This is a genomic window from Aquicella siphonis (genome assembly GCF_902459485.1).
Taxonomy (GTDB): Bacteria; Pseudomonadota; Gammaproteobacteria; order DSM-16500; family DSM-16500; genus Aquicella; species Aquicella siphonis.
In genome coordinates, this window is record NZ_LR699120.1 from 169,502 (window position 1) to 190,324 (window position 20,823).

The window sequence follows — 20,823 nt, forward strand, 5'->3', positions numbered from 1 at the left end:
ATGCGCATACCTACCGATAGTATGTTTCAGCAGCAATTGGCTATACTTTCGCAGCAATACGACAGCATTGCACGCTTGATGCTGCAGCAGGAAAAGGGTAAAAAATTACTGGCTAACTCAGACGATCCGGTCCTGGCCAGCCGTATTGATATGACTTATGATTTTCTGAACAATATTCAGGCGTACTCCCAGAATACGATTATCGGTAAAAACCGTTCCCAATTATTTGACACCTCCATACAAGACGCTGTTAATACAGTTGATCAGATCAAGCAGATTATTCAGCGGGCTGGCAGCGATACCGTTTCAGATAATGAACGGGCGGCGATGGCGGAACAGTTGAAAGGATATATGAATGTATTGTTGAATGATGCGAATACACGCGATGGCAACGGCGAATATATTTATTCAGGATACAATACACGCACTGTTCCCTACATTCTCCAGGGCGGAACTTATTATTACCAGGGAGGATTGGGGGCAATTGAAATCAACATTGGCAACAATACCAGCGTGCTTTACAGCGAATCAGGATTCAAGGTGTTCGGTGATGTCCTGAACGGCAACGGTTCGTTTACTATTAAGGCCGCCGATACGAATACTGGCACTGCTTCGAGCACACCAGGCACAGTTACCGACAAGACAAGTTATGTCGAGGACAATTATACGATTAGTTTCGTCACTAACAGCGCCGGCAAACTGGCATATCAAGTCACCGGATCTGCCAGCGGGCAAGTTATCCCGCCGCCGCCTGCTACCTTGCCTGATGATGCGCCGGAATATATTCCGAATTCAGATATCAGCTTTAACGGAATGAATATCCATATGAGCGGTGATCCGCAAGTGGGGGACTCATTTACTGCCGCGCCCAGCCAAAAGGAAAATGTGTTTGACGGTTTGCAGGAGCTCATTTCCATCTTACAAACACCGGTGGAAAATGATCCGGTAAAGCGCGCCCAATTTCATCAAAAATTATCTCAATCCAGTGAATATTTCGCGAATGTTTACTCTCATTTTGTGAATTACCGCAGTGAAGTGGGAACAAGAATGCAGGTAATACAGAATCAAATCAAGATTAACGACAATATCGAACTGAATCAGCAGGCAATCTATGACCAGCTTTCCAACGTGAAACTGGAAAAAGTTGCGTCTGATCTTTCACAACAGCTTGTTTATCTGCAGGCAACACAGGATTGTTATAAGTTGATACAGGCCACGTTCATGCAGTTGTTAAAAGGATTTTGATGAATGTGACTGTAAAAGTCACGGGGATGAACGTTAAAAACCATCAATATCATGCGTCAATCAGATTGTGCTTTTTCATTTTTTCCAGTAAAGCGTTTTTACCTAGCGATAAATAATCTGCCGCGGACTGAATCATGCCGTTTGACCGGTTCAGCGCGAACTGTATGACTTGTTTTTCTATGTTGGCAATATAGTCTTTGATATTTAATGGCGTTTCTTCCGACAGTGCGGTGACGGAAGCGGGAGCTGGGTTCTTTTTCTGTTTATAGGCGGGATCTATGTCTTTTTCATCGAGCACCTGATCCCGGTGTAAAATAACCGTGCGCTCAAGAAAATTTTCCAATTCCCTGATATTGCCTGGCCAGGCATAGTCACACAGTGTCTGCATGGCTGTTTCCGTAAACGCAACACGATGTCCAAGGCGTTCATGTATCTTGTTCAGGTGATAGTCGATCAAAACGGGAATATCTTCCTTGCGTTCGTTTAAACTGGGAACTTGAATCGGAAAAACATTGAGCCGGTAGAACAAGTCTTCACGAAATCTGTTTTGTTGAATCAAATCTTCCAGGTTTTTGTTTGTTGCCGCAATCAACCGCACATTTACATTAATGCTGGTATTTCCGCCAACCCGGTCAATTTTGCGTTCTTGAATGACCCGTAGTAATTTGACCTGCATGGATAAAGGCATATCACCGATCTCATCCAGGAACAAGGTGCCCCCGTTCGCGATTTCAAATCGGCCGGGCCGGCGTGTTAATGCGCCGGTGAAAGCGCCTTTTTCGTGTCCAAACAATTCGCTTTCTATCAGTTCGCCGGGAATGGCGCCGCAGTTGATGGGGACAAGTGCGTTTTCACAGCGTTTGGACAGATAATGTATGCAGGATGCGATGACATCTTTTCCTGTTCCAGATTGACCCAATATGAGTACGGTGCTGTCAGTACAGGCAACTTGATGAATCATGGAGCGTATTTTGCGAATCCGAAGACTGCTGCCAATAAGACGCTCAAAAACGGGATGAGAAGTCAGATTCGTGGGCGTATTCAGTTCACTGTCAGTTTGGCCGCATCTGGCAAGAATATTAATCAGTTCTGACGCGGAGAAAGATGATTTTAAAAAATGAACAAGGCTTTTGCTTCGCACAATTCGCTGTTCTGGAGGCAACATCGAAATGAAATGTCTGTGATCTGAAGCAAGCATCTCATAAAGCCGCTTGCCCTGTTCTTCTTCAATATTTTTGCAGAAGATAAACACGGTGGTTTGAGGATTATCATGATCACTGTCAATCAGGTGGCGCACAGAAAGCCGGTCAAGAGGTAATTTAAGCAGGGCAAACGCATTTGCTAGGTATCTGCAAGAATCACAGTCATCGCCTACAAGCCTGTAGCGGCTGAGCGAATCTTCTTTGGAGCCCTGAATCCTTTCAGAGTGCATGTGCCGCCTTCATAACAAGAAGCTAACCAATTGTTAAAATAGCAATCATGCTGCTGGATGTCAAATGTGCTTCATGGTTTCTGTCCAGTGCAACGGAGAAATCTCACTAACACGATCAAGACTTGGTACGAAAATTGCATATTACTTGAATGCAGGTCTCTGTAATGGATTGAATGAGGTAAGCACAGTGAAGGTATTGGTCATTGACACCATCGACAACCGCAGAAAGTCAATTACGGCAAGATTACGTGACCGAGGCTGGATTATATCATCTATGTATATGATTAGTATGGATAATATGCATAGCGTTCTAACCAGCCACGATGTGTTGGTGGTATTAGACCAGGATGAGGCAGTGGTAAGAAGCATACTGGCCAAGATCATGAACCAGCCGATTAAATGTATATTCAATCAGCATATTTCCTCATTCACGCGGTATGTGAACCGTCAAAACATGATTTTTATCAACTCGGAAGAAAGTAATGACGTTGAAGAGTCTGTTATTGCGAAAATAGACGGATGGCATTTGGACAGCGCGAGATTGCAGCCTATCGCGCACGATGCGCGCAGCAAGGTCATGCTGGAAATGGCCCGTAAAGCCGCAAAAACCAGCGCAACAGTATTAATCAGCGGAGAAACAGGAACAGGTAAGGAAGTATTGGCAAAATATATTCATCAACACTCCAGCTTTCATGATGGTCCGTATATCACGGTTAATTGTGCCGCATTGCCGGAAAACATGATGGAAGCAATATTGTTTGGGTATGAAAAAGGGGCCTTCACCAGTGCTGTCAACACATATGTGGGTAAATTCGAGCAGGCGCAGAATGGGACGCTGCTTTTGGATGAAATTGCTGAAATGCCGATAGGTTTGCAGGCCAAGCTGTTAAGAGTGTTGCAAGAAAGGGAACTGGAGCGTTTAAGCGGTAAAAGAGTCGTCAGATTGAATTTGAGAGTGATCGCGGCATCCAACCGGGATTTGAAAAACCAGGTCATCAACGGATTATTCCGCAAGGATTTATATTATCGCTTGCATGTTCTCTCTGTCAGGTGCCCCGCTTTGAGAGAGCGATTGAACGATATTTTGCCCTTGGCAGAATATTTTATCAGGCATCATGCAAAGATTCTGGATAAAAATGAGCCTGTATTGACTGAAGGGGCAAAGAATAAGTTGGTGAGTCACGTTTGGCCGGGAAACATCCGTGAATTGGAAAATGTAATACAGCGCGCCATGATTATGACAGAAGGTGCGGTCATCGACGCAGGTGATATTAGCCTGGAAGAGGGTCTGTATGACTTCGAGCAAACAGATGGTCAGGGTGGGTATGCCTCTAACATCGAGCAATTCAGTTCTAAACTCGAGGAATCCGAGGCTAAAGCGATCATGGAGGTTCTTCATGAAGCAGACGGTTGTCGAAATATTGCGGCCAGAAGGCTCAATATCAGCCCAAGAACGCTTAGATATAAAATAGCAAAGCTGCGTGCGATTGGATTAAAAGTGCCATAGTTATTAAGGAAGATGATGATGAGTATCAATAACGTGAGCGGTGTCCGCTCTGATATCAACGAAATGCTGTCAAAAATTCGTGAAATTTCCAATAAATCGAAGGTGTTTTCTGAGAACAGCAGTGTCACGCCAGGCGTCAATGCGCCAAAGTCCGCAAGCTTTCAGGAAACCATGTCAGCGGTAAAAGATGTATTTTCAAATGTTAATAACATCCAGATCGAAAGTGAAAAAGTGAAAGATGCCTATCTGTCGGGGGACAAACATGTCTCAATGTCGCAAGTATTGATCGCCTCGCAAAAATCCAAGCTGGCTTTTGAGGGTCTGGTGACGGTAAGAAATAAAATACTAGAGGCATATAAAGAAATCATGAATATGCCGGTTTGACAACCAATGGAATAAAAACTTATGACAACGACTAAAAATAACAAGTATCTGGGAAGTTTAAGCGCGATCTTCCTTGCGCCCGCCGTGAGACAGCTGGTATTTCTACTGGGGATAGCCGGCGGCGTCACTTTGGGAATTTTTATTTATATGTCGATTCAGGAGCCGACGTATCAGCCGCTGAATTATCAGATTTCACAGCAGAATATCGCTTCTATTACAGATACACTGGACAAGGCTGGCATTCCCTACAAGATAAACGAACAAGACGGTGTATTATTCGTGCCAGTAAAGGATGTGCAACAGGCACGAATCAAATTGTCAGCGGCAGGAATCGCGAAGGACGACCATTTCAATTTTTCATATCTGAATGAGCAAAACACAATTGGCAGCAGTCAATTTCAAGAGAATGCCCGGTATTTACGCGCGCTTGAAAGCGATTTATCGAAAACGATCAGTGAAATCGAGGGGATATCTGCGGCGCGCGTACACATTGCCATTCCGCAGAATAATATTTTTGCGGATGAAAACCAGCGGCCTACGGCATCCATTGTGGTCAACATGGCGCCGGGTTTGTCATCAGACAAGGAAAAAATCCGGGCAATCGTTCAAGTCGTCGCCAGCAGTGTTCCAGGGCTGGATCCGAAAAACGTGGCGATCACGGACCAATATGGACATTATCTATCAGGCACATTGGATCAGGATTCCATTAATAATGCCGAACAGTTAAGTTATCAGAACAATATCCAGAATTATTATGAAAAACGCATTGAATCCATGATTTCACCTCTGCTTGGAGACAGCCGGGTCAATGTCAGGGTTTATGCCAATATCGATTTCACCCAGCAAGAAGAAGCGAAGGAACAATACGACCCGGAAAATAGAGTTGTTCGCAGTGAGCAGGAAATGTCCGAGCAGGTCGGCAGTTCTGGCGCTTCCGGACCGCCTGGCTCGCTTTCAAACACCCCGCCGGAATCCTCAGCTGACAAAGGAGTGGCGCAACAGTCGAACTCAAGTGAAGGGAAAAGTCAGTCCATCAAGAATTACGAAATCACCAAATCGGTAATTTATAAAAAAGTGACGCATCCCAAGATCAACGCATTATCAGTCGCTGTGGTGATAGACAATGAAGTATCAATCGATGCGGCGACCAATAAAACTGTCACCAAACCGCTCAACCAGGATAAAATCAGCAAAATAACGGATCTTGTCAAGGCAACCATCGGCTATGATGAAAAACGCGGTGACAGAGTAACCGTGGTAAACAGTTCGTTTATTCCACTTCCAAAGGATATTCCGGCGCCACCGCTGCATTTTTGGGATCAAGTGTGGTTTTGGGACGTCTTGAAAAAAATCATAGGCAGTACATTGGGGTTTGTTTTGCTGTTTATTCTTTATAAAAAACTGGCGAGCTATATGAAATCTTCTCCACAGGTTCCACAAAGGCTTATTTTAAAAGAAGAAGATGATGAAGACATGAGCAAGTTAACCAAGGAGTTACATGAGCTCAAACAGACAAAAATGAATAAGCTTAAGGAGCTGGCCAGCCGGGATCCAAATCGCGTGGCCTTAATCATGAAGAACTGGGTGGGAAAATGATATATGGATAAAATTCGTAAAGCTGCAATCATACTGCTGGGATTAGGTGAAGAATATGCCGAGCAGATATTGAAGAACATGACAAAAGCTGAAGTGCATAAGATTATGGAAGTAATTAACACCATTGATAATGTGTCTGAAGATGATGTCATACATGCCATGGACGAATTTTTTAACGCTTCTGATAACACTGGAATTGACATTGTCTCCAAAGAAAACATCAAAAATACCCTTGTTTCCGCCTTGGGCATCAAAGGAATGGAAAAAGTTGACATTGAAAAATCCAAGTGGATTGAATTATTGAAATACGAACCTCTAAGCAGCGTTCTTGAGCTGATTGAGGACGAGCATCCGCAGGTGCTCACGGCGCTTGTCGTCATTCTGACTCAGCTGGGGAGTGAGCGCGCCTCTGAAATTATCAAGGGGCAAAAAAAGGAGATGCAGAATGAAATCATTAAAAGAATGTCTTATATTGGTCCTATATCAACGTATGCGCTCGAAGCGCTTTCCATATTTTTTGAAAATGAACTCTCAAGATCAGACCGATATGGCGTTGTCACGGTGGATGGCGTGGATGCCGCGGCGAATCTAATTTCATATCTGGATAGTGAAACAGAGAGGGAAATCATCGCTGATTTGTCAAATACGGATAAAAAACTGGCTGAACAAATCCAGGACAAGCTGCTTCCGTTTGAAAAACTCGCCTATCTGGATACTCGCAGTCTGCAAATACTACTGAAAGAAATCACTCCTGATGATCTGGTTCTTGCCTTGAAAGGATCAAATGAATACGTGAAATCAACCTTTATGAAAAACATGTCAACCAAAGCAGCTGAAATTCTCAAAGATGATTTGGAATCTAAAGGCCCGGTGAAGCTGTCCAACGTCATAGAAGCGCAGAAAAAGATTGTCTTGCTGGCCAAAAAACTCAGCAAGGAAGAGAAAATTATACTATCTACAAAAAGCGATCCTGATGTTATCTTTTGAGGAAACAGGAAAGAATGGATACGTTGCACGATGAACATGTACTTGAACTCAGCGACTGGATATTTCCTGAATTGGACTCCCTGTCAGGCGGTGATGAAATTGATCTGAATTCCCTATTCACGCCTGAGCATGTCGATATTGAAAACAAGCAAGATTATCAGGATGATATTGAACATGCGGAGAAATTGAATGAAAGCTATGAAAATTTGGGGCACAAGGCCGTTCCAGCAGGGGAAGCTCAAGCCGAATCGACTGACAAGGTCGATGATCAGGCTGCAATTCTGCATGATGAAGTTAAAAATTTGAAACTCGAATATGAATCACGCATTAATGCGGTTAACCAGTTGCTGGGGAAGCTCAAAGCACCATTATCAATGGTGGATGAAGAAGTCATAGAGCTGATGCAGGATGTCGTGAAAAAAATAACAAAACGCATCATTTGCAAGGAGATTTCAACGGATCCGTCCGTTTTTATAAGAATGCTTGATGAATTAAAAAAAATGATCGATTCCAAAAATGGATTGATCACGATTTATCTTTCATCCGATGACTATCACCGCTTGAATGCGGATCAGACCGGATCCCAGGGCCTGGCGAGCATTGATAGTTCCTTGCAGCAGGGTGACGTGGTCATCAAATCCAACTTTGCGGAAGTGCGCGCTCTCTTGAATGACAGAATAGATCAGTTGGTCAGGATCCAGCATGATTGATCTCTTTAACAAAAAATCTGTTATGGAGCATTTGCGTAAAATGGCAAATGCGGCTGAAAATAACCCGTCAGCAACTGTGGCGGGCAGCATTGTGCGAATTTCAGGCAGCAAATTGGAGGCGGCTGGTATTTCCGTTCCCATGGGAACGATCTGCGCGGTCGTGATTTCACCTGTGAAATCAATTAATGCTGAAGTCATCGGGTTTTCGGAAAGTGTTACTTATTTAATGGCGATTGAAGATACATTTGGCATCAAACAGGGAACACCTGTCATACCGCTTGTGCGGGCACACAGCGCCAGAGTCGGGATGTCGCTTTTAGGAAGAGTGATTGATGCCTCTGGCAATCCGATTGACGGAAAGGGCGTGATTGAATCTGATGAATATTATCCGCTGACCGCGCAAGCCATTAACCCGCTGGCGAGAAAGCGTATATCCGAGCCGCTCGATGTCGGAATTCGCGTCATTAACTCTCTGCTAACAGTTGGAAAGGGACAGCGTCTGGGTATTTTTGCCGGCAGCGGGGTAGGAAAGAGTGTGTTGCTCGGAATGATGTCGCGTTTTACTCGCGCGGATATTGCTGTTGTTGGATTAATTGGCGAACGAGGAAGAGAAGTCAAGGAATTTATAGAGGAAAACCTCGGGGAAAATGGACTGGCGAAATCTGTCGTTATCGCCTCTCCTGCGGATACGTCTCCAATTATGAGAGTTAATGGAGCGGCATTGGCCATGGCCATTGCTGAATATTACCGGGACAAGGGATTTGACGTTTTGTTGATACTGGATTCGCTTACTCGATACGCACAGGCGCAGAGAGAAATTTCGCTGACAGCGGGTGAATTGCCCGCGACAAAAGGATATACGCCATCCGTTTTTGCCAGGCTTGCTCAACTGGTTGAGCGATCCGGAAACGGGATAGACGGGACAGGCTCTATAACAGCATTTTACACAGTATTGGTGGAAGGTGACGATCAGCATGATCCCATTGCTGATCATGCGCGCTCAATTCTTGATGGTCATATATTTTTATCGCGCCATCTTGCCGATGCGGGTCATTACCCAGCAATTGATATAGAAAAATCTGTGAGTAGAGTCATGCCTGCCATTGCGACTGAGCAGCAATTGAATTGCGCCGTGCGGTTCAAAAAGTTGTACAGTGCCTATTCAAAAAATCGCGAAATTGTCAATGTGGGCATGTATCAGCATGGCGCTGATCCGGTCATTGATGAATCACTCCGTTACCGGGATGCCATGGAAAAATTCCTTAAGCAGGGCATGAATGAATCGGCCGATTATCATACAAGCAGTCAACAGCTTGAAACGGTTTTTTCACAGGCGGCATATCGATAATAGAGGTAAAGCGGAATGAAAAACCTGAGCCAGATATCAGTGGTCAATGACGCGCTTCACAGGCAGCGTGAGGCGCTGATGACTGATTTACGCAGGATTAATGTCCATATACGTAAGAAGGAGGATTCATTGCAGAAAATTATTGCGTATCAAAATGAATATACAAATGGCACGCATTTATCCATCAGTCGGTCTGTTCCGGTCCTGTCCAAGAACCTGGATTCCTTCACGAAAAAAATGAATGATATCATTCATGCCGAGGAGATGGAAATTGGCAAGCTGATGAAGGCGCGCGGAGAAAAATTGAAGCAAATTGAAGCGTTAGATAACAAGCTCAAGATAATGACGCACTTTTCAGAAAATATTCGCCTGGAACAGGCCATAAAAACCGAAAATATTGAGCAAATGATCATGGATGAGATGTCCGTCAATAAGCGTTCACGAGGTGACAATGAATGACCTTCATATGTTAAATGCCATGCAGCAGATGCTATATTACACGATGATAGCGGTTTGTATCATCACTATTCCGACGTTGATTGTGGGTCTGATTGTTTCCATCATTCAAGCTGCAACGCAAATCAATGAAATGACCATGACATTCATACCAAAAATGCTGGTGATGTTCACACTTCTGTTTATACTCAGCCCATGGCTTATGCATCAACTGGTATTAATCATGCGCCAATTTTTGACAAATTTACCGGCATATATAAGATAATCATGGATATCATTCAGCTTATACCGCTTGTATACAATAAATTCATTCTGTTTGTGTTGATATTCACGCGCATTTCCGCTTTGTTGACTTTCTTCGTGTTGTTCAGGCGCGACTTGATAACCGGCAGGATTATTATCTCGCTGGCTTCCATTCTTTCTCTTTACATATTGCTACTTTATCCAAACATGTCTGTTCAGTATGGATTGTTTTCTATATCCATGCTTGTGCAAATATTCATTCAGGCAGTGATAGGATTGATTTCAGGCCTTTTTCTGAACGTGATTTTTGAAGTTTTTGTGGTGGCAGGCCAGGTGATTTCAACTCAGGCTGGACTGAGTGTTGCCAGTCTTATAGATCAAAGATTTGGATTTATCACCAGTCTGACCCACTTTTATATCATCACTGTTACTTTGCTGTTTCTGCTGCTGAATGGACATTTGTTTGTAATTAAAACGCTGGCCGACAGCTTTTCTGTCATGCCGGTAGATCAGATTTTCCTTCCCTCCCATATGATGGCTCAGGTGTTGTCTTATTCCAGCATCCTCTTTTCAGGCGCGGTCACGTTATCCATCACAATCGTGATCGTGTTGCTCATGACAAATATTGCTTTGGCGGTCATGACGAAATTTGCCCCGCAATTCAACCTGTTTTCTATCGGTCTCAATATGGAATTGGTCATTGGTTTGTTCTGTGTTTATGTCACGTACCAGCTTTTTGTGGCTGAAAGCGGCGATCTGATACGCGAATCGTTGAGTTTATTTTATCAATCCATTATGAAGATGAAGTAATATGGCGGATCAATCAGCCGAAAAGCAGCACCAGGCGACCGGAAGGCGCATAGAGGACTTGCGTAAAAAGGGCCAGACCTTGCGCTCGCGTGATCTGACTAGCGGGCTGGTGTTTATGGTGGCTGTCATCATGCTCATGGTCATTTCCACCGATCTGAAAGACACGCTTAAGGACAATTTTATCGAGTCGTTTGGAAGCATTGGCAGTGTATTGATAAATCAGGATTTCCCGGCCGACTTTATTGAGCGGATCGTCCTGAATACGCTGTTGGTGATGCTGCCGCTATTTATCATGGTCGTTCTTGTCGCCTTTTTGTCTCCATTCATTTTTGGCGGATGGAATTTTACGCTTCACTCGTTACATTTCAAGTTTGAAACACTGAACCCTATCGTTAATCTGGCGAATCTCTTTTCCAAGAAAATGGTATTGAACGTGCTTAAATCCATTCTGAAGGTGATTGTCATCATGAGTGTTCTTGTCATGTTCGCTCTGAACAATCAATCAGACATCATGAAACTGACGATTTTCCCTCTGGATGTTTCTATCGTGGCCGGCTATAAGATAGGCAGGCAGTTCATCCTGCTTGTTTCTTCATCACTGGTCCTTATCATACTGTATGATGTTGTGACTAATTTTATTGAATACAGCAATAGAATCAAGATGACGACACAGGAGCTCAAGGACGAGTTCAAGGAAACGGAAGGTAATATGGACATAAAGCGTAAGCTGAAGTCTATGCAGATGGCAATGCTGAAACAGAGATTGACATTGATTGTGCCTAAGGCTACGGTCGTTATCACCAATCCTACGCATTATGCTCTCGCCGTCAGATATGACGAGAACAAGGACAAGGCACCAAAAGTCATTGCGAAGGGCAAGGATTACATTGCCCAGCAGATTCGTCAGATTGCAGTCTCGAATGGTGTGCCAATCTATGAGGCGCCTCTGCTTGCCCGTGCGATTTACAATACATCCAAACTGAATTCTGAAATTAATCCAGGGTTATATATGGCCGTCGCCATTGTGCTTTCTTATGTACACCAGTTAAAACACTACCAACATGGGCTGGCGCAACAGCCTCAGTATATCAGCGACCTGAAAATCCCTGAACAATTTATTTATAGTGAGTGATGACTGAAATGAAGAAGGTTGAACTATGAATATGCATTCTTTAGGAAATTTCCGTAAATTTAATTTTGGCATACTGATATTAATTATCTCCATGCTGGCAATGACCATCTTGCCTTTGCCGCCATTTCTGTTGGACTTGCTGTTTTCTTTTAATATCACTTTGTCTCTCGTGATTTTGATGGTTTGTGTTTATGTGTCGCGTCCTTTGGAATTTAGTATTTTCCCCACCATACTTCTTGTGACGACCTTGCTTAGATTAACATTGAACATAGCTTCCACCCGTGTCGTGCTGCTGCATGGTCATCAGGGGCCGGGAGCCGCAGGACAGGTGATCAAGGCATTTGGCGAAGTTGTCATTGGCGGAAGTTTTGTAGTGGGCATGATTGTTTTTGCCATTTTGATGATTATCAATTTTGTTGTTGTCACAAAAGGTGCCGGTCGCGTTTCTGAGGTCAGTGCGCGTTTTACGCTGGATGCCATGCCTGGCAAGCAAATGGCGATAGACGCGGATTTGAACGCAGGGGTCATCAATCAGGAAGAGGCAAAAAAGCGCCGCTTGGAAGTAACCCAGGAAGCGGATTTTTATGGAGCCATGGATGGTGCGAGTAAATTTGTGCGTGGAGACGCTATCGCAGGATTGCTGATTCTATTTATCAACCTGATAGGAGGCATCATCATTGGAGTGTTTCAATACCATTTACCTCTCAGTCTGGCAGTGAAAAATTTTTCCCTGTTAACGATAGGTGATGGTCTTGTCGCGCAAATCCCTTCATTATTAATGTCCATATCGGCAGCGATCATGGTAACCAGGGTTAATAATGAGCAAGACATCAGCCAACAAACGCTTTCACAATTATTCAGTGATCCTAAACCGCTAATGGTGACTTCCTCTGTTTTACTGATTCTCGCCATGATTCCCAGCATGCCGCATTTTCCATTCATCGTTCTTGCTCTTCTTTCTGGCGCTGCCGCCTATTTGGTGTCTGTGCGCAAGAATACTCTCAAGGCAAATCCAAAAGGCACGGCGCATAACATTAAGCCAAACGAAGTCTTGCGTAAACATGAGAATACCGAGCTGGATTGGGATGAGGTAGTCTCGTCAGACCGTATCGCCCTGGAAATCGGTTATGGGTTGATCAGTCTGGTCGGCGTCAATAAGGATGGTGTGCTGGTAAACCGCATCAAGGCAATTCGTAAAAAACTGTCGCATGAACTCGGCTTTTTAATTCCCACGGTCCACATCAAAGATAATCTGAATCTGTCCGCAAATCACTATCGCATGTACCTGAAAAACGTTGTTATCGCGGAAGCTGAAATTCATCCGGACATGAATCTCGCGATCAATCCGGGTCATATCAAACATATCTTGTCAGGCATTTTATGCAAGGATCCCACCTTTGGCTTGGATGCCTGCTGGATAGCTGCTAATCAGCGTGATTATGCGCATGGTCTCGGATATACGGTCGTCGATGCCAGTACAGTTGTTGCAACCCATTTAAATCATATCATTCGTACGAACGCCTGCCATTTGATCGGATATGATGAAGTGCAGCAACTTTTAAACAAGCTGGCGTCCACAACGCCGAAACTGGTTGAAACCTTAACATCAGGCCCACAGGCTGTGCCATTAAGTATCATCGTGACGGTTTTGCAACGGTTGCTTCAATCAGATATTCCTATAATAGATATGCGAACAATTGCCGAAAAAATGATTGATAGCTGGTCAAAATCCAAGGATATAGATCATCTTATCGAATCTGTTCGAATCGCATTGAAGCATTTAATCATCTATAGCATTTGCAGCAACAAAAGAGAGGTTCCTGTCGCAGTGCTGGATAACGACCTGGCACAAATCTTGCATAAGTCTATACAACAGAATACGGATGCGGGGGAAAGAGTAGTGATATTGGAGCCGACACTGACAGAGAGAATTTACTCACGGCTGCTTGAGTACGTTCAGAAATGCGAGGTGGATTCCATGCCTGCGATCATGCTGGTGACAAGCGAATTAAGGGGATTGCTTGAAAAATTGTTCAAGCCGGGTATTCCCAGCATACATTTCCTGTCACACAATGAAATTCCGGAAGACAGGCATTTGAATATTGTTGCCAAAATAGGGTAATGGAGTGATAAAAAATGCGATTACACCGATTTACAGCATCAAGCAATCATAAGGCCATTTCCATGATTCAGGACGCCCTGGGACCGGATGCGCTGGTCTATTCAACGCGCAGCGTCCCGGAAGGGATAGAAATGATAGCTGGTTTGCCCGATGAGACCGAGCAGCACGGTGAATATCCTGTCAGTGAGTTTTCAAGCCAGGATACGCTGCCGCGGCATGGACAGGGAAAAAATGAATTCCTCCAGCGCCCAGCCAATCAATTCCCCGATTTCAGCCTGATCGAAAAACTCAACAAACAGTTACAAATCATGAATGAACGTGTTGAGAATTTGTCAAAACAGGTTGGAAGTCAGTTATACGAGGGGTTTCACATATCAGACGATGAGCATACCACAAAACGGAATTTATTGTTTTATCATCTGACCAAGCTAGGATTCCGCGGAAAATTTTGCCAGTTATTTATTAACCGGTATTTCCAGTCTAGAAACATATCTGATCCAGTCTCGTTTGCGAATATTGAATCAGATTTGCGTCATTTCATTCAGACAATGGATGATGAATTGATAGACGACAATCGCGTCTGTGCGCTAATCGGGCCGACGGGAATTGGTAAAACGACCACTATTCTGAAGCTTGCCAAGCGCTATTTGTCAAAATACGGTTCTGATTCCCTGGGGATTATTACGACGGATTATCATGATATTTCCGGAAAAAACCTCCTTTTGCATTATCAAAATATCTATAACATTGATCTGGAGTACGCTGACAGTCCCGTGGAGCTTGCAATGGTGATTAAGTCTATGCGCAATAAACGCCTGGTTTTGATTGACACACACGGCGTCAGCCAAAGAGATGCAGATAACGTCGCCAGGTTGCGAGATCTGATGGAAGGCCAACGTGAGAGGCTCACTACCCATCTTGTGCTTCCATGCAATGTGCAAGAACCCATTTTGGATGAAATCGCACGCGGATTCAAAACCACTAATATGAGCGGATGCATTCTGACCAAGGCGGATGAGTGTATTAGCATGGCGCCAGTCTTGAGCGTGTGTATCAATTATGGGATGAAGATAGCTTACATCTGTAATGGCCAGAACATTAATACAGATATAGAAATAGCTGATCCGGATGCGATGTTATATCAGATCATGACAGAAAGCCAGGACAAGAAAAAATCAACTGAGGAACATTTATTGCAAAATCTTGTGAGAATATCGAATCAATTCAGCGAAGGTAGATATGAAAGAAGCTAATCCTACAAACAGCAATAACAGACCCATGCGGGTCATTTCTATCACGGGCGGGAAAGGCGGTATTGGTAAAACCACCATATCTGTCAATCTATCGATAGCCTATGCAAAAATGGGGAAAAAAGTACTGTTGTTCGACGCAGATCTGGGTCTTGCCAATGTTGATGTGATGCTCGGACTGAAACCGGCAAAAAATCTGCACGACTACTTGTGCGGAGCCTGTGCGTTTGATGAGATATGCATCACGGGACCGCATGGATTAAAAATCATTCCGGCTGCTTCCGGAGTGCAAAAAATGGCTGAACTCTCTTCAATGGAAGCTGTTGAGCTGATACGATCGTTTTCGACACTGACGGACGCCATCGATGTCATGATTGTTGACATGGCTTCGGGTATATCCAGCCAGGTTATTGATTTTACCCATGCGTCGCAGGATATTCTGGTCGTCATCTGCAACGATCCCGCTTCTTTGATGGATAGTTATGCTGTTATCAAGATCCTGCATCAAAAATATGGCCGTGACCGGTTCGGCATTGTGGTGAACAAGGCAAAAAACATGCAGGAAGCGTTTGATGTATTCAGCAAATTCCAGGATGTGATCGCCAGGTTTATTAATGTCAGCATGCATTATCTTGGACATGTTCCACATGATGACTATATTGGCATGTCTGCCCGCGAAAGGGTTCCGGTAGTGGATAAATTTCCATTTTCTGATTCGGCGGTTTCATTTCATCAATTGTGTCACGGCATTAATCACTGGCATCAGGACCCCACCGTGGCTGGCGGAATACATTTCTTTTTTGAGCGCCTGGTTGAAAGCAATCTCGCAGTCAAGGAGCAGTTGTGCAAGGCATAGAGATTTATGAAGAGAATTCCGATCGGCTGATGCTTGAGCAATTCATTCTTGAGCACAGGTCGCTGGTAAAAAAAATTTCTCTTCATATCAAGAAAAGACTGCCGTCCCACATTGAACTGGATGACATATTGCAGGCGGGTTTTGTAGGCTTGCTGGAAGCGCGCAAGCAATATAAACCCGACATGGGCACCGCATTTGATTCTTACGCGAGTATTCGCATACGCGGTGCCATCATTGATTCATTGCGCAAAAACTCATGGGGAACGCGTGAAACGATGCGCAACATGCGCCGCATCACGGAAGCGATTTCACGCATCGAGCAGCGTGGACAAAAACAGGCGACGTCAGAGGAGATTGCCGCGGAGCTGGGAATTTCGATGGATGAACATGTGCTGATTTGCCAGCAAATCAGCATCAATAATATTGTCAGCATTGATATGCTGGATGATGAAAACCTATTGGCCAGCGATGAGGATGATAATCCCTCAGTAATCACCCAGAAAGAAAATATCATCCAGCATATCAAGGATATTCTCCATACTTTGCCGGAACGAGAGCAATTGGTATTATCTCTATATTATATAGAGGAGCTTACATTCAAACAAATTGGCGAGGTTCTTGAATTGACCGAGGCAAGAATTTGTCAGCTGCACAGTCAGGCGATATCCAAAATCAAGGTAAAATTAGACAGAGACAGGCTGTAGCTTGGAGAGTCGCATTGTCAGATGTGGATTGACCCGCTTACATTGCATATAACGATTTCTATCATATGGAGATGAATAATGATCGCAGACGCTGAATCGATATTAAAGGTGTGCGGAATGGGTTCCTATCTGCAGATTGGCTGCGAGAATAGCACTCTTGTTTTTGAATTGTTGAAGCGGTCAATCGATGCTTATGGCATGGATTCCTCCTCGCAGTGGATTGCCGCGCATCATGATCGCGCGCCAGGAAGGCTGTTTTTGGGGTCATTAACCAATTATCCATTCAAGCCAGCCTCATTTGACACTATCATCATAGGATACGAATTATTGCCTTACAGGCCGGAAGAAGTTACCGCCATTCTAGGCGTATTTCAACAAATGACGCGACGCAATCTCGTCATCTACTTTCCGCCGGATGCCTCCCGCGCCATTGGGGCGAATAATCCTATGCATAGCAGGATTTTCTGGGAAAAGGCAGCCATACAGGCGGGATATCGAAAACATCCGCGCGGCATGCTGATTATTCCCTATGGCGAACTTGAAGATGAACGCACCGGTCGATTTACCTTTTTTGAACGTGTTCCAACGCAGGCCAATCAGGAATTTTCACTGCAATGGCTGCTGGCCACCCGTGATTTACACATGGATATGCTGCGCGAAGCCGGGAGGCGTTCTGATGCGCACGTGTCGCGGTATATTCATGCTGCGTCACGAATACGTCCGGGTGATACGGTGCTGGATGCCGCGTGCGGCATGGGATATGGTACCGCCGTTCTCGCGGCCTGCAGCCCGGGAAGTCGATTTATCGGTGTTGATATTGATCATGATTCGATCGCATACGCAGAGGCAAATTACGCTGCTGGAAATCCGGCGGTCACTTATCATGCCGGCGATGTGACAAACATGTCATTTTTAGAAGATCATTCAATTGACGCCGTGATTTCATTTGAAACGATAGAACATGTGCCTGATTACGAGGCATTTCTTGTAGAAGTGAAGCGCGTGCTCAAGCCTGATGGACGTCTGTTGGGAAGCGTCCCGCATCTATGGTGTGATGAAACAGGACGGGATCCTAACCCGTATCATTTCCATGTTTTCGACTGGGACAAGCTCAATTCTGCGATCAGCAAACATTTTATCGTCGATGATCGCTGGGCTCAAATTGCAGGAGGAGGTTATAAACTGAGCAATGGCAAGCGTGTCATGCAAAATGTCCCCCTGCATTATAACGGGGCGGTGGAAACCGAATGGTGGTTGATCTCCGCCTGCGGCAACCCGGTGAATTCAGCTGCGCTTGCATACAGTAATCCGTTTCATCAGAATCAGGGCTCACCGCCGCCTGTACACGTTTCATTTGAAAAATATTATGACAACCCCTGGCTATACCGGGTAATGGTGCAATTAGGCGAACGTCTGGTTGACAGGCAGGTTCTCGCTGATTTCTGTTCGCGTATCGCGCTTGAGGCCAAAACTGGATCAGCGGATCAGGGCGCGGCGCTTTGTGTCATCGGGTATCAGCTGCTCGAGTCTGGCAATGTGACATTAAAAGACTTGTCGGTATTAACCAATCTGATTAATGAATTTGATCGGACTTATGACCGCAACAATCCGCATGCTTATCGATGGGCGGTGTCACTCCATTTTCTGGGCGGCAGGTTGCTGTTGGCTATCGGTCAGCGTGATGAAGCGTTAAAAGCATTTATCACATGCGCAGAGATGGACCCCATGGTATTTTGTCCCTTGCTTGCCACCAAGACTATCTCTTCCAGGATGTATGCCGGTTTGCTTTATCTTGGTCAATCTCGGGTGGATGACGCGCGTGAGCAATTCCGTAGGGGAGTCAAGGAAGCCCATCGTGTACTTCAGGGAGATTGGACGAATATAGTAGGCACCCTGGACAATCCGCTATCATTCGGACTGCAGGAAGCGGCTGAAGTGCTGGATATTGCTAGCCAGTGTGCCCAGGCGTTGCGCTGTCTGGACAGGCATGAAAGTGTTCCGGGATTCATCTGGGAGCGAATCAGTCTGAAACGCTTTGGCCTGGTGGAATGGAACAAAAGCCTGGAACGCGAAAATGATGCGCTCAGGCGGACCCTGTCTCAACGTCAGATAACAAGGAGCGCGGCGGCCGTATGATCTCGGAACCCCTCAGACAAACAGCACAAGCCTCGGACCAACTCTGTGAAACAGCCCGCGGTGTGATCAGAAAGGAAGCCGAAGCATTAATAGCCATGAGCGGGCGCATCGATCATTTATTTGCTCATGCCTGCCATATCATTCTGAATTGCAAGGGACATGTCGTGGTGATGGGGGTAGGCAAATCCGGACATATTGCCAGAAAAGTCGCGGCGACGTTTGCAAGTACCGGGACACCGGCTTTTTTTGTGCATCCGGGCGAGGCCAAGCATGGGGATGCCGGCATGATCACACCCAGTGATGTTGTATTAGCCATCTCATACTCTGGGGAGACGGAAGAGATTGTTTCGATTCTTCCTGTCATCAGGCGGTTGAAAATCCCTCTGATTTCCATGACCGGCAAGTGCGCATCCAGTCTGGCTCGGCACGCTGATGTCAATATCAATGTGGGTATAGAAACAGAAGCCTGCCCGCTGGGTCTTGCTCCTACCTCCAGTACCACGGTCGCGCTTGCCACGGGTGATGCCATGGCATTGGCCTTACTAAATGAGCGGGGTTTCACTATGGAAGATTTTGCCCTGTCTCATCCGGGCGGCACGCTGGGCCGGCGGCTCTTGCTGACGGTGGATGAGATTATGCATAAGGGAGAGAATATTCCACGGGTGGGAAAGGAAGCGTTGCTAAAAACAGTATTGCTTGAGATGACCCGCAAAAAGCTGGGGATGACAACCATCGTCGATAATGACGGCATCCTGGCAGGTGTGTTTACTGACGGTGATGTCAGGCGGGTGCTTGATACTGGCGTTGATATTCACAAGATTTTGATTCACGAAGTCATGAACCGGAACCCCAAAATTATTCCGCCCGGAACACTCGCGGCGGGCGCGCTGGATCGTATGAAACAGCATAAGATCACCTCTCTGGTTGTCGTGAATGAACAAAGAGAACCTGTGGGCGTTATCCACATGCATGATATTTTGCGCGCAGGAATAGCCTGAATTGGCAATACGTATTTGTAATATGGAACTCAATAAGTTTTTCCTGACTTATATTCAAAGCCTTTTTGATAAATAGTCAGCGCGAGTGAGTCACGTTTTGATTCGTGCGCTGCCATTTGCTTGACACTATGCCAGCTGTTATCTGTACGAACGAACGCATAAGCCGAATTGGGTTTGAATGGATTGGTTTTAAGCAACTCAAACCCATGGTTTTTCTTTCTATGAAACGATGTTCCGAGGTGGATTTGCGATTCGTCTTTTGGAAGATAGAATTGCATGGTGATGACTTTAAATGGCGCATCAGTATGTTCGCTGATAAAATACCCCGGAAAATCACGATAAAATATGGGAACATTTATCATTTTTGGCCAGTGCTGCCATTGTTCCCCAAACCGTTCCTTGATGCGCCGGGTGAATTTTTGCACCAGAGCTTTTTGCAAGACATCGGAAACGAGCATGCGTTTTATTTCGTGCCAGAAAGCCTGGTGGTCGGGATTCAGATTTTTAATTGACTCGTCGGTCAAATCCAGCAGTTTGCGTGTTCGGGTGCCATCAGGCAATACCGCATCCGGATGTTCAATAAATTCGTATTCATCATCAGATGGCAGGCGGGAGAGAATTTGCGCATACAATTCAGGAGGGAATACGTCTTCAATGAAAAAATTATCTGATGGGTCAGGATCGATTGCGGATGCATGAATCTTGTTTATTAAACGGTTTAGAATTGATTGCATAGGCCCTCCCTGGCTTGAATCATTCATGTAGTTTACCGCATTTCTACGGCGGCATCATAGAGCTTCTCATGTATGGCGGAGTGAGAATGAGTCAGGCACGGTACCATTGTGTCAAATTCAGCCATGAAATGATTTTACGTTCCCGGCCTTATTCAAGAAAATACTTTAACTGG

Annotated in this window: 19 protein-coding genes; 17 read left to right on the forward strand and 2 right to left on the reverse strand. The window is 45.1% G+C overall.

Annotated elements, in window-relative coordinates:
• Window positions 1-1,245: a flagellar hook-associated protein FlgL gene (flgL, locus tag AQULUS_RS11965; RefSeq protein ID WP_148340500.1), complete on the forward strand. Its 1,245-nt coding sequence runs from the start codon at window positions 1-3 to the stop codon at window positions 1,243-1,245.
• Between the two features lie 49 nt (window positions 1,246-1,294).
• On the opposite strand, the gene AQULUS_RS11970 is transcribed toward flgL, so the two are convergent.
• The gene (locus AQULUS_RS11970) at window positions 1,295-2,677 is read right to left on the reverse strand and encodes a sigma-54 interaction domain-containing protein (RefSeq protein WP_148340501.1); all 1,383 of its coding nucleotides are present in this window, start codon (window positions 2,675-2,677) and stop codon (window positions 1,295-1,297) included.
• A gap of 298 nt (window positions 2,678-2,975) precedes the next feature.
• Between AQULUS_RS11970 and AQULUS_RS11975 the strand changes: the two genes are divergently transcribed.
• The 16 genes from AQULUS_RS11975 to AQULUS_RS12050 all read left to right on the forward strand — a co-directional run bounded on the left by AQULUS_RS11975 (window position 2,976) and on the right by AQULUS_RS12050 (window position 19,916).
• Window positions 2,976-4,184, forward strand: a complete 1,209-nt coding sequence (locus tag AQULUS_RS11975) for a sigma-54 interaction domain-containing protein (protein WP_197737349.1) — start codon at window positions 2,976-2,978, stop codon at window positions 4,182-4,184.
• 18 nt (window positions 4,185-4,202) lie between these two features.
• Complete coding sequence (gene fliE, locus AQULUS_RS11980; RefSeq protein WP_172622871.1) at window positions 4,203-4,568, forward strand: flagellar hook-basal body complex protein FliE; 366 nt, start codon at window positions 4,203-4,205, stop codon at window positions 4,566-4,568.
• A 21-nt stretch (window positions 4,569-4,589) separates the two neighbouring features.
• The gene (fliF, locus tag AQULUS_RS11985; RefSeq protein ID WP_148340503.1) at window positions 4,590-6,164 is read left to right on the forward strand and encodes a flagellar basal-body MS-ring/collar protein FliF; all 1,575 of its coding nucleotides are present in this window, start codon (window positions 4,590-4,592) and stop codon (window positions 6,162-6,164) included.
• 3 nt (window positions 6,165-6,167) lie between these two features.
• On the forward strand, window positions 6,168-7,151 hold the full coding sequence (locus tag AQULUS_RS11990) for a flagellar motor switch protein FliG (RefSeq protein WP_148340504.1): 984 nt from the start codon (window positions 6,168-6,170) through the stop codon (window positions 7,149-7,151).
• A 14-nt stretch (window positions 7,152-7,165) separates the two neighbouring features.
• A complete protein-coding gene (locus AQULUS_RS11995; RefSeq protein ID WP_148340505.1) occupies window positions 7,166-7,861 on the forward strand; it encodes a FliH/SctL family protein in 696 nt (231 codons plus the stop codon).
• Entirely contained in the window at window positions 7,854-9,209 is a 1,356-nt protein-coding gene (locus tag AQULUS_RS12000) for a FliI/YscN family ATPase (protein ID WP_148340506.1), read from the forward strand. The genes AQULUS_RS11995 and AQULUS_RS12000 overlap by 8 nt, the downstream gene beginning before the upstream one ends.
• A gap of 15 nt (window positions 9,210-9,224) precedes the next feature.
• On the forward strand, window positions 9,225-9,668 hold the full coding sequence (locus AQULUS_RS12005; RefSeq protein WP_148340507.1) for a hypothetical protein: 444 nt from the start codon (window positions 9,225-9,227) through the stop codon (window positions 9,666-9,668).
• Complete coding sequence (locus AQULUS_RS12010) at window positions 9,661-9,930, forward strand: flagellar biosynthetic protein FliQ (protein ID WP_148340508.1); 270 nt, start codon at window positions 9,661-9,663, stop codon at window positions 9,928-9,930. The genes AQULUS_RS12005 and AQULUS_RS12010 overlap by 8 nt, the downstream gene beginning before the upstream one ends.
• A 2-nt stretch (window positions 9,931-9,932) precedes the next feature.
• Window positions 9,933-10,718 carry a flagellar biosynthetic protein FliR gene (locus AQULUS_RS12015; protein ID WP_172622872.1) on the forward strand — a complete coding sequence of 262 codons (786 nt, stop codon included), beginning with the start codon at window positions 9,933-9,935 and terminating at the stop codon, window positions 10,716-10,718.
• Window position 10,719: 1 nt separating this feature from the next.
• Entirely contained in the window at window positions 10,720-11,850 is a 1,131-nt protein-coding gene (gene flhB, locus AQULUS_RS12020; protein WP_148340510.1) for a flagellar type III secretion system protein FlhB, read from the forward strand.
• Window positions 11,851-11,881: 31 nt separating this feature from the next.
• The gene (gene flhA / locus AQULUS_RS12025; RefSeq protein ID WP_197737368.1) at window positions 11,882-13,972 is read left to right on the forward strand and encodes a flagellar biosynthesis protein FlhA; all 2,091 of its coding nucleotides are present in this window, start codon (window positions 11,882-11,884) and stop codon (window positions 13,970-13,972) included.
• 14 nt (window positions 13,973-13,986) lie between these two features.
• Complete coding sequence (locus tag AQULUS_RS12030; protein ID WP_148340512.1) at window positions 13,987-15,225, forward strand: flagellar biosynthesis protein FlhF; 1,239 nt, start codon at window positions 13,987-13,989, stop codon at window positions 15,223-15,225.
• On the forward strand, window positions 15,212-16,078 hold the full coding sequence (locus tag AQULUS_RS12035; protein WP_148340513.1) for a MinD/ParA family ATP-binding protein: 867 nt from the start codon (window positions 15,212-15,214) through the stop codon (window positions 16,076-16,078). Before AQULUS_RS12030 ends, AQULUS_RS12035 begins: the two co-directional genes overlap by 14 nt.
• Complete coding sequence (locus AQULUS_RS12040; RefSeq protein ID WP_148340514.1) at window positions 16,066-16,782, forward strand: sigma-70 family RNA polymerase sigma factor; 717 nt, start codon at window positions 16,066-16,068, stop codon at window positions 16,780-16,782. Before AQULUS_RS12035 ends, AQULUS_RS12040 begins: the two co-directional genes overlap by 13 nt.
• A gap of 78 nt (window positions 16,783-16,860) precedes the next feature.
• Entirely contained in the window at window positions 16,861-18,918 is a 2,058-nt protein-coding gene (locus AQULUS_RS12045) for a class I SAM-dependent methyltransferase (protein WP_148340515.1), read from the forward strand.
• Window positions 18,915-19,916 carry a KpsF/GutQ family sugar-phosphate isomerase gene (locus tag AQULUS_RS12050; protein WP_148340516.1) on the forward strand — a complete coding sequence of 334 codons (1,002 nt, stop codon included), beginning with the start codon at window positions 18,915-18,917 and terminating at the stop codon, window positions 19,914-19,916. Before AQULUS_RS12045 ends, AQULUS_RS12050 begins: the two co-directional genes overlap by 4 nt.
• A 29-nt stretch (window positions 19,917-19,945) precedes the next feature.
• Here the strand turns inward: AQULUS_RS12050 and AQULUS_RS12055 are convergent, their stop codons facing one another.
• Window positions 19,946-20,650 (reverse strand): hypothetical protein, encoded by a 705-nt coding sequence (locus tag AQULUS_RS12055; RefSeq protein ID WP_148340517.1) that lies wholly within the window; start codon window positions 20,648-20,650, stop codon window positions 19,946-19,948.
• Window positions 20,651-20,823 lie beyond the last annotated feature (173 nt).

Excerpts from the sequence above, each read along its gene's own strand:
- flgL (WP_148340500.1), top strand. The coding sequence starts at position 1 with ATGCGCATACCTACCGATAGTATGTTTCAGCAGCAATTGGCTATACTT.
- AQULUS_RS11970 (WP_148340501.1), bottom strand. The coding sequence starts at position 2,677 with ATGCACTCTGAAAGGATTCAGGGCTCCAAAGAAGATTCGCTCAGCCGC.
- AQULUS_RS11975 (WP_197737349.1), top strand. The coding sequence starts at position 2,976 with ATGCATAGCGTTCTAACCAGCCACGATGTGTTGGTGGTATTAGACCAG.
- fliE (WP_172622871.1), top strand. The coding sequence starts at position 4,203 with ATGAGTATCAATAACGTGAGCGGTGTCCGCTCTGATATCAACGAAATG.
- fliF (WP_148340503.1), top strand. The coding sequence starts at position 4,590 with ATGACAACGACTAAAAATAACAAGTATCTGGGAAGTTTAAGCGCGATC.
- AQULUS_RS11990 (WP_148340504.1), top strand. The coding sequence starts at position 6,168 with ATGGATAAAATTCGTAAAGCTGCAATCATACTGCTGGGATTAGGTGAA.
- AQULUS_RS11995 (WP_148340505.1), top strand. The coding sequence starts at position 7,166 with ATGGATACGTTGCACGATGAACATGTACTTGAACTCAGCGACTGGATA.
- AQULUS_RS12000 (WP_148340506.1), top strand. The coding sequence starts at position 7,854 with ATGATTGATCTCTTTAACAAAAAATCTGTTATGGAGCATTTGCGTAAA.
- AQULUS_RS12005 (WP_148340507.1), top strand. The coding sequence starts at position 9,225 with ATGAAAAACCTGAGCCAGATATCAGTGGTCAATGACGCGCTTCACAGG.
- AQULUS_RS12010 (WP_148340508.1), top strand. The coding sequence starts at position 9,661 with ATGAATGACCTTCATATGTTAAATGCCATGCAGCAGATGCTATATTAC.
- AQULUS_RS12015 (WP_172622872.1), top strand. The coding sequence starts at position 9,933 with ATGGATATCATTCAGCTTATACCGCTTGTATACAATAAATTCATTCTG.
- flhB (WP_148340510.1), top strand. The coding sequence starts at position 10,720 with ATGGCGGATCAATCAGCCGAAAAGCAGCACCAGGCGACCGGAAGGCGC.
- flhA (WP_197737368.1), top strand. The coding sequence starts at position 11,882 with ATGCATTCTTTAGGAAATTTCCGTAAATTTAATTTTGGCATACTGATA.
- AQULUS_RS12030 (WP_148340512.1), top strand. The coding sequence starts at position 13,987 with ATGCGATTACACCGATTTACAGCATCAAGCAATCATAAGGCCATTTCC.
- AQULUS_RS12035 (WP_148340513.1), top strand. The coding sequence starts at position 15,212 with ATGAAAGAAGCTAATCCTACAAACAGCAATAACAGACCCATGCGGGTC.
- AQULUS_RS12045 (WP_148340515.1), top strand. The coding sequence starts at position 16,861 with ATGATCGCAGACGCTGAATCGATATTAAAGGTGTGCGGAATGGGTTCC.
- AQULUS_RS12050 (WP_148340516.1), top strand. The coding sequence starts at position 18,915 with ATGATCTCGGAACCCCTCAGACAAACAGCACAAGCCTCGGACCAACTC.
- AQULUS_RS12055 (WP_148340517.1), bottom strand. The coding sequence starts at position 20,650 with ATGCAATCAATTCTAAACCGTTTAATAAACAAGATTCATGCATCCGCA.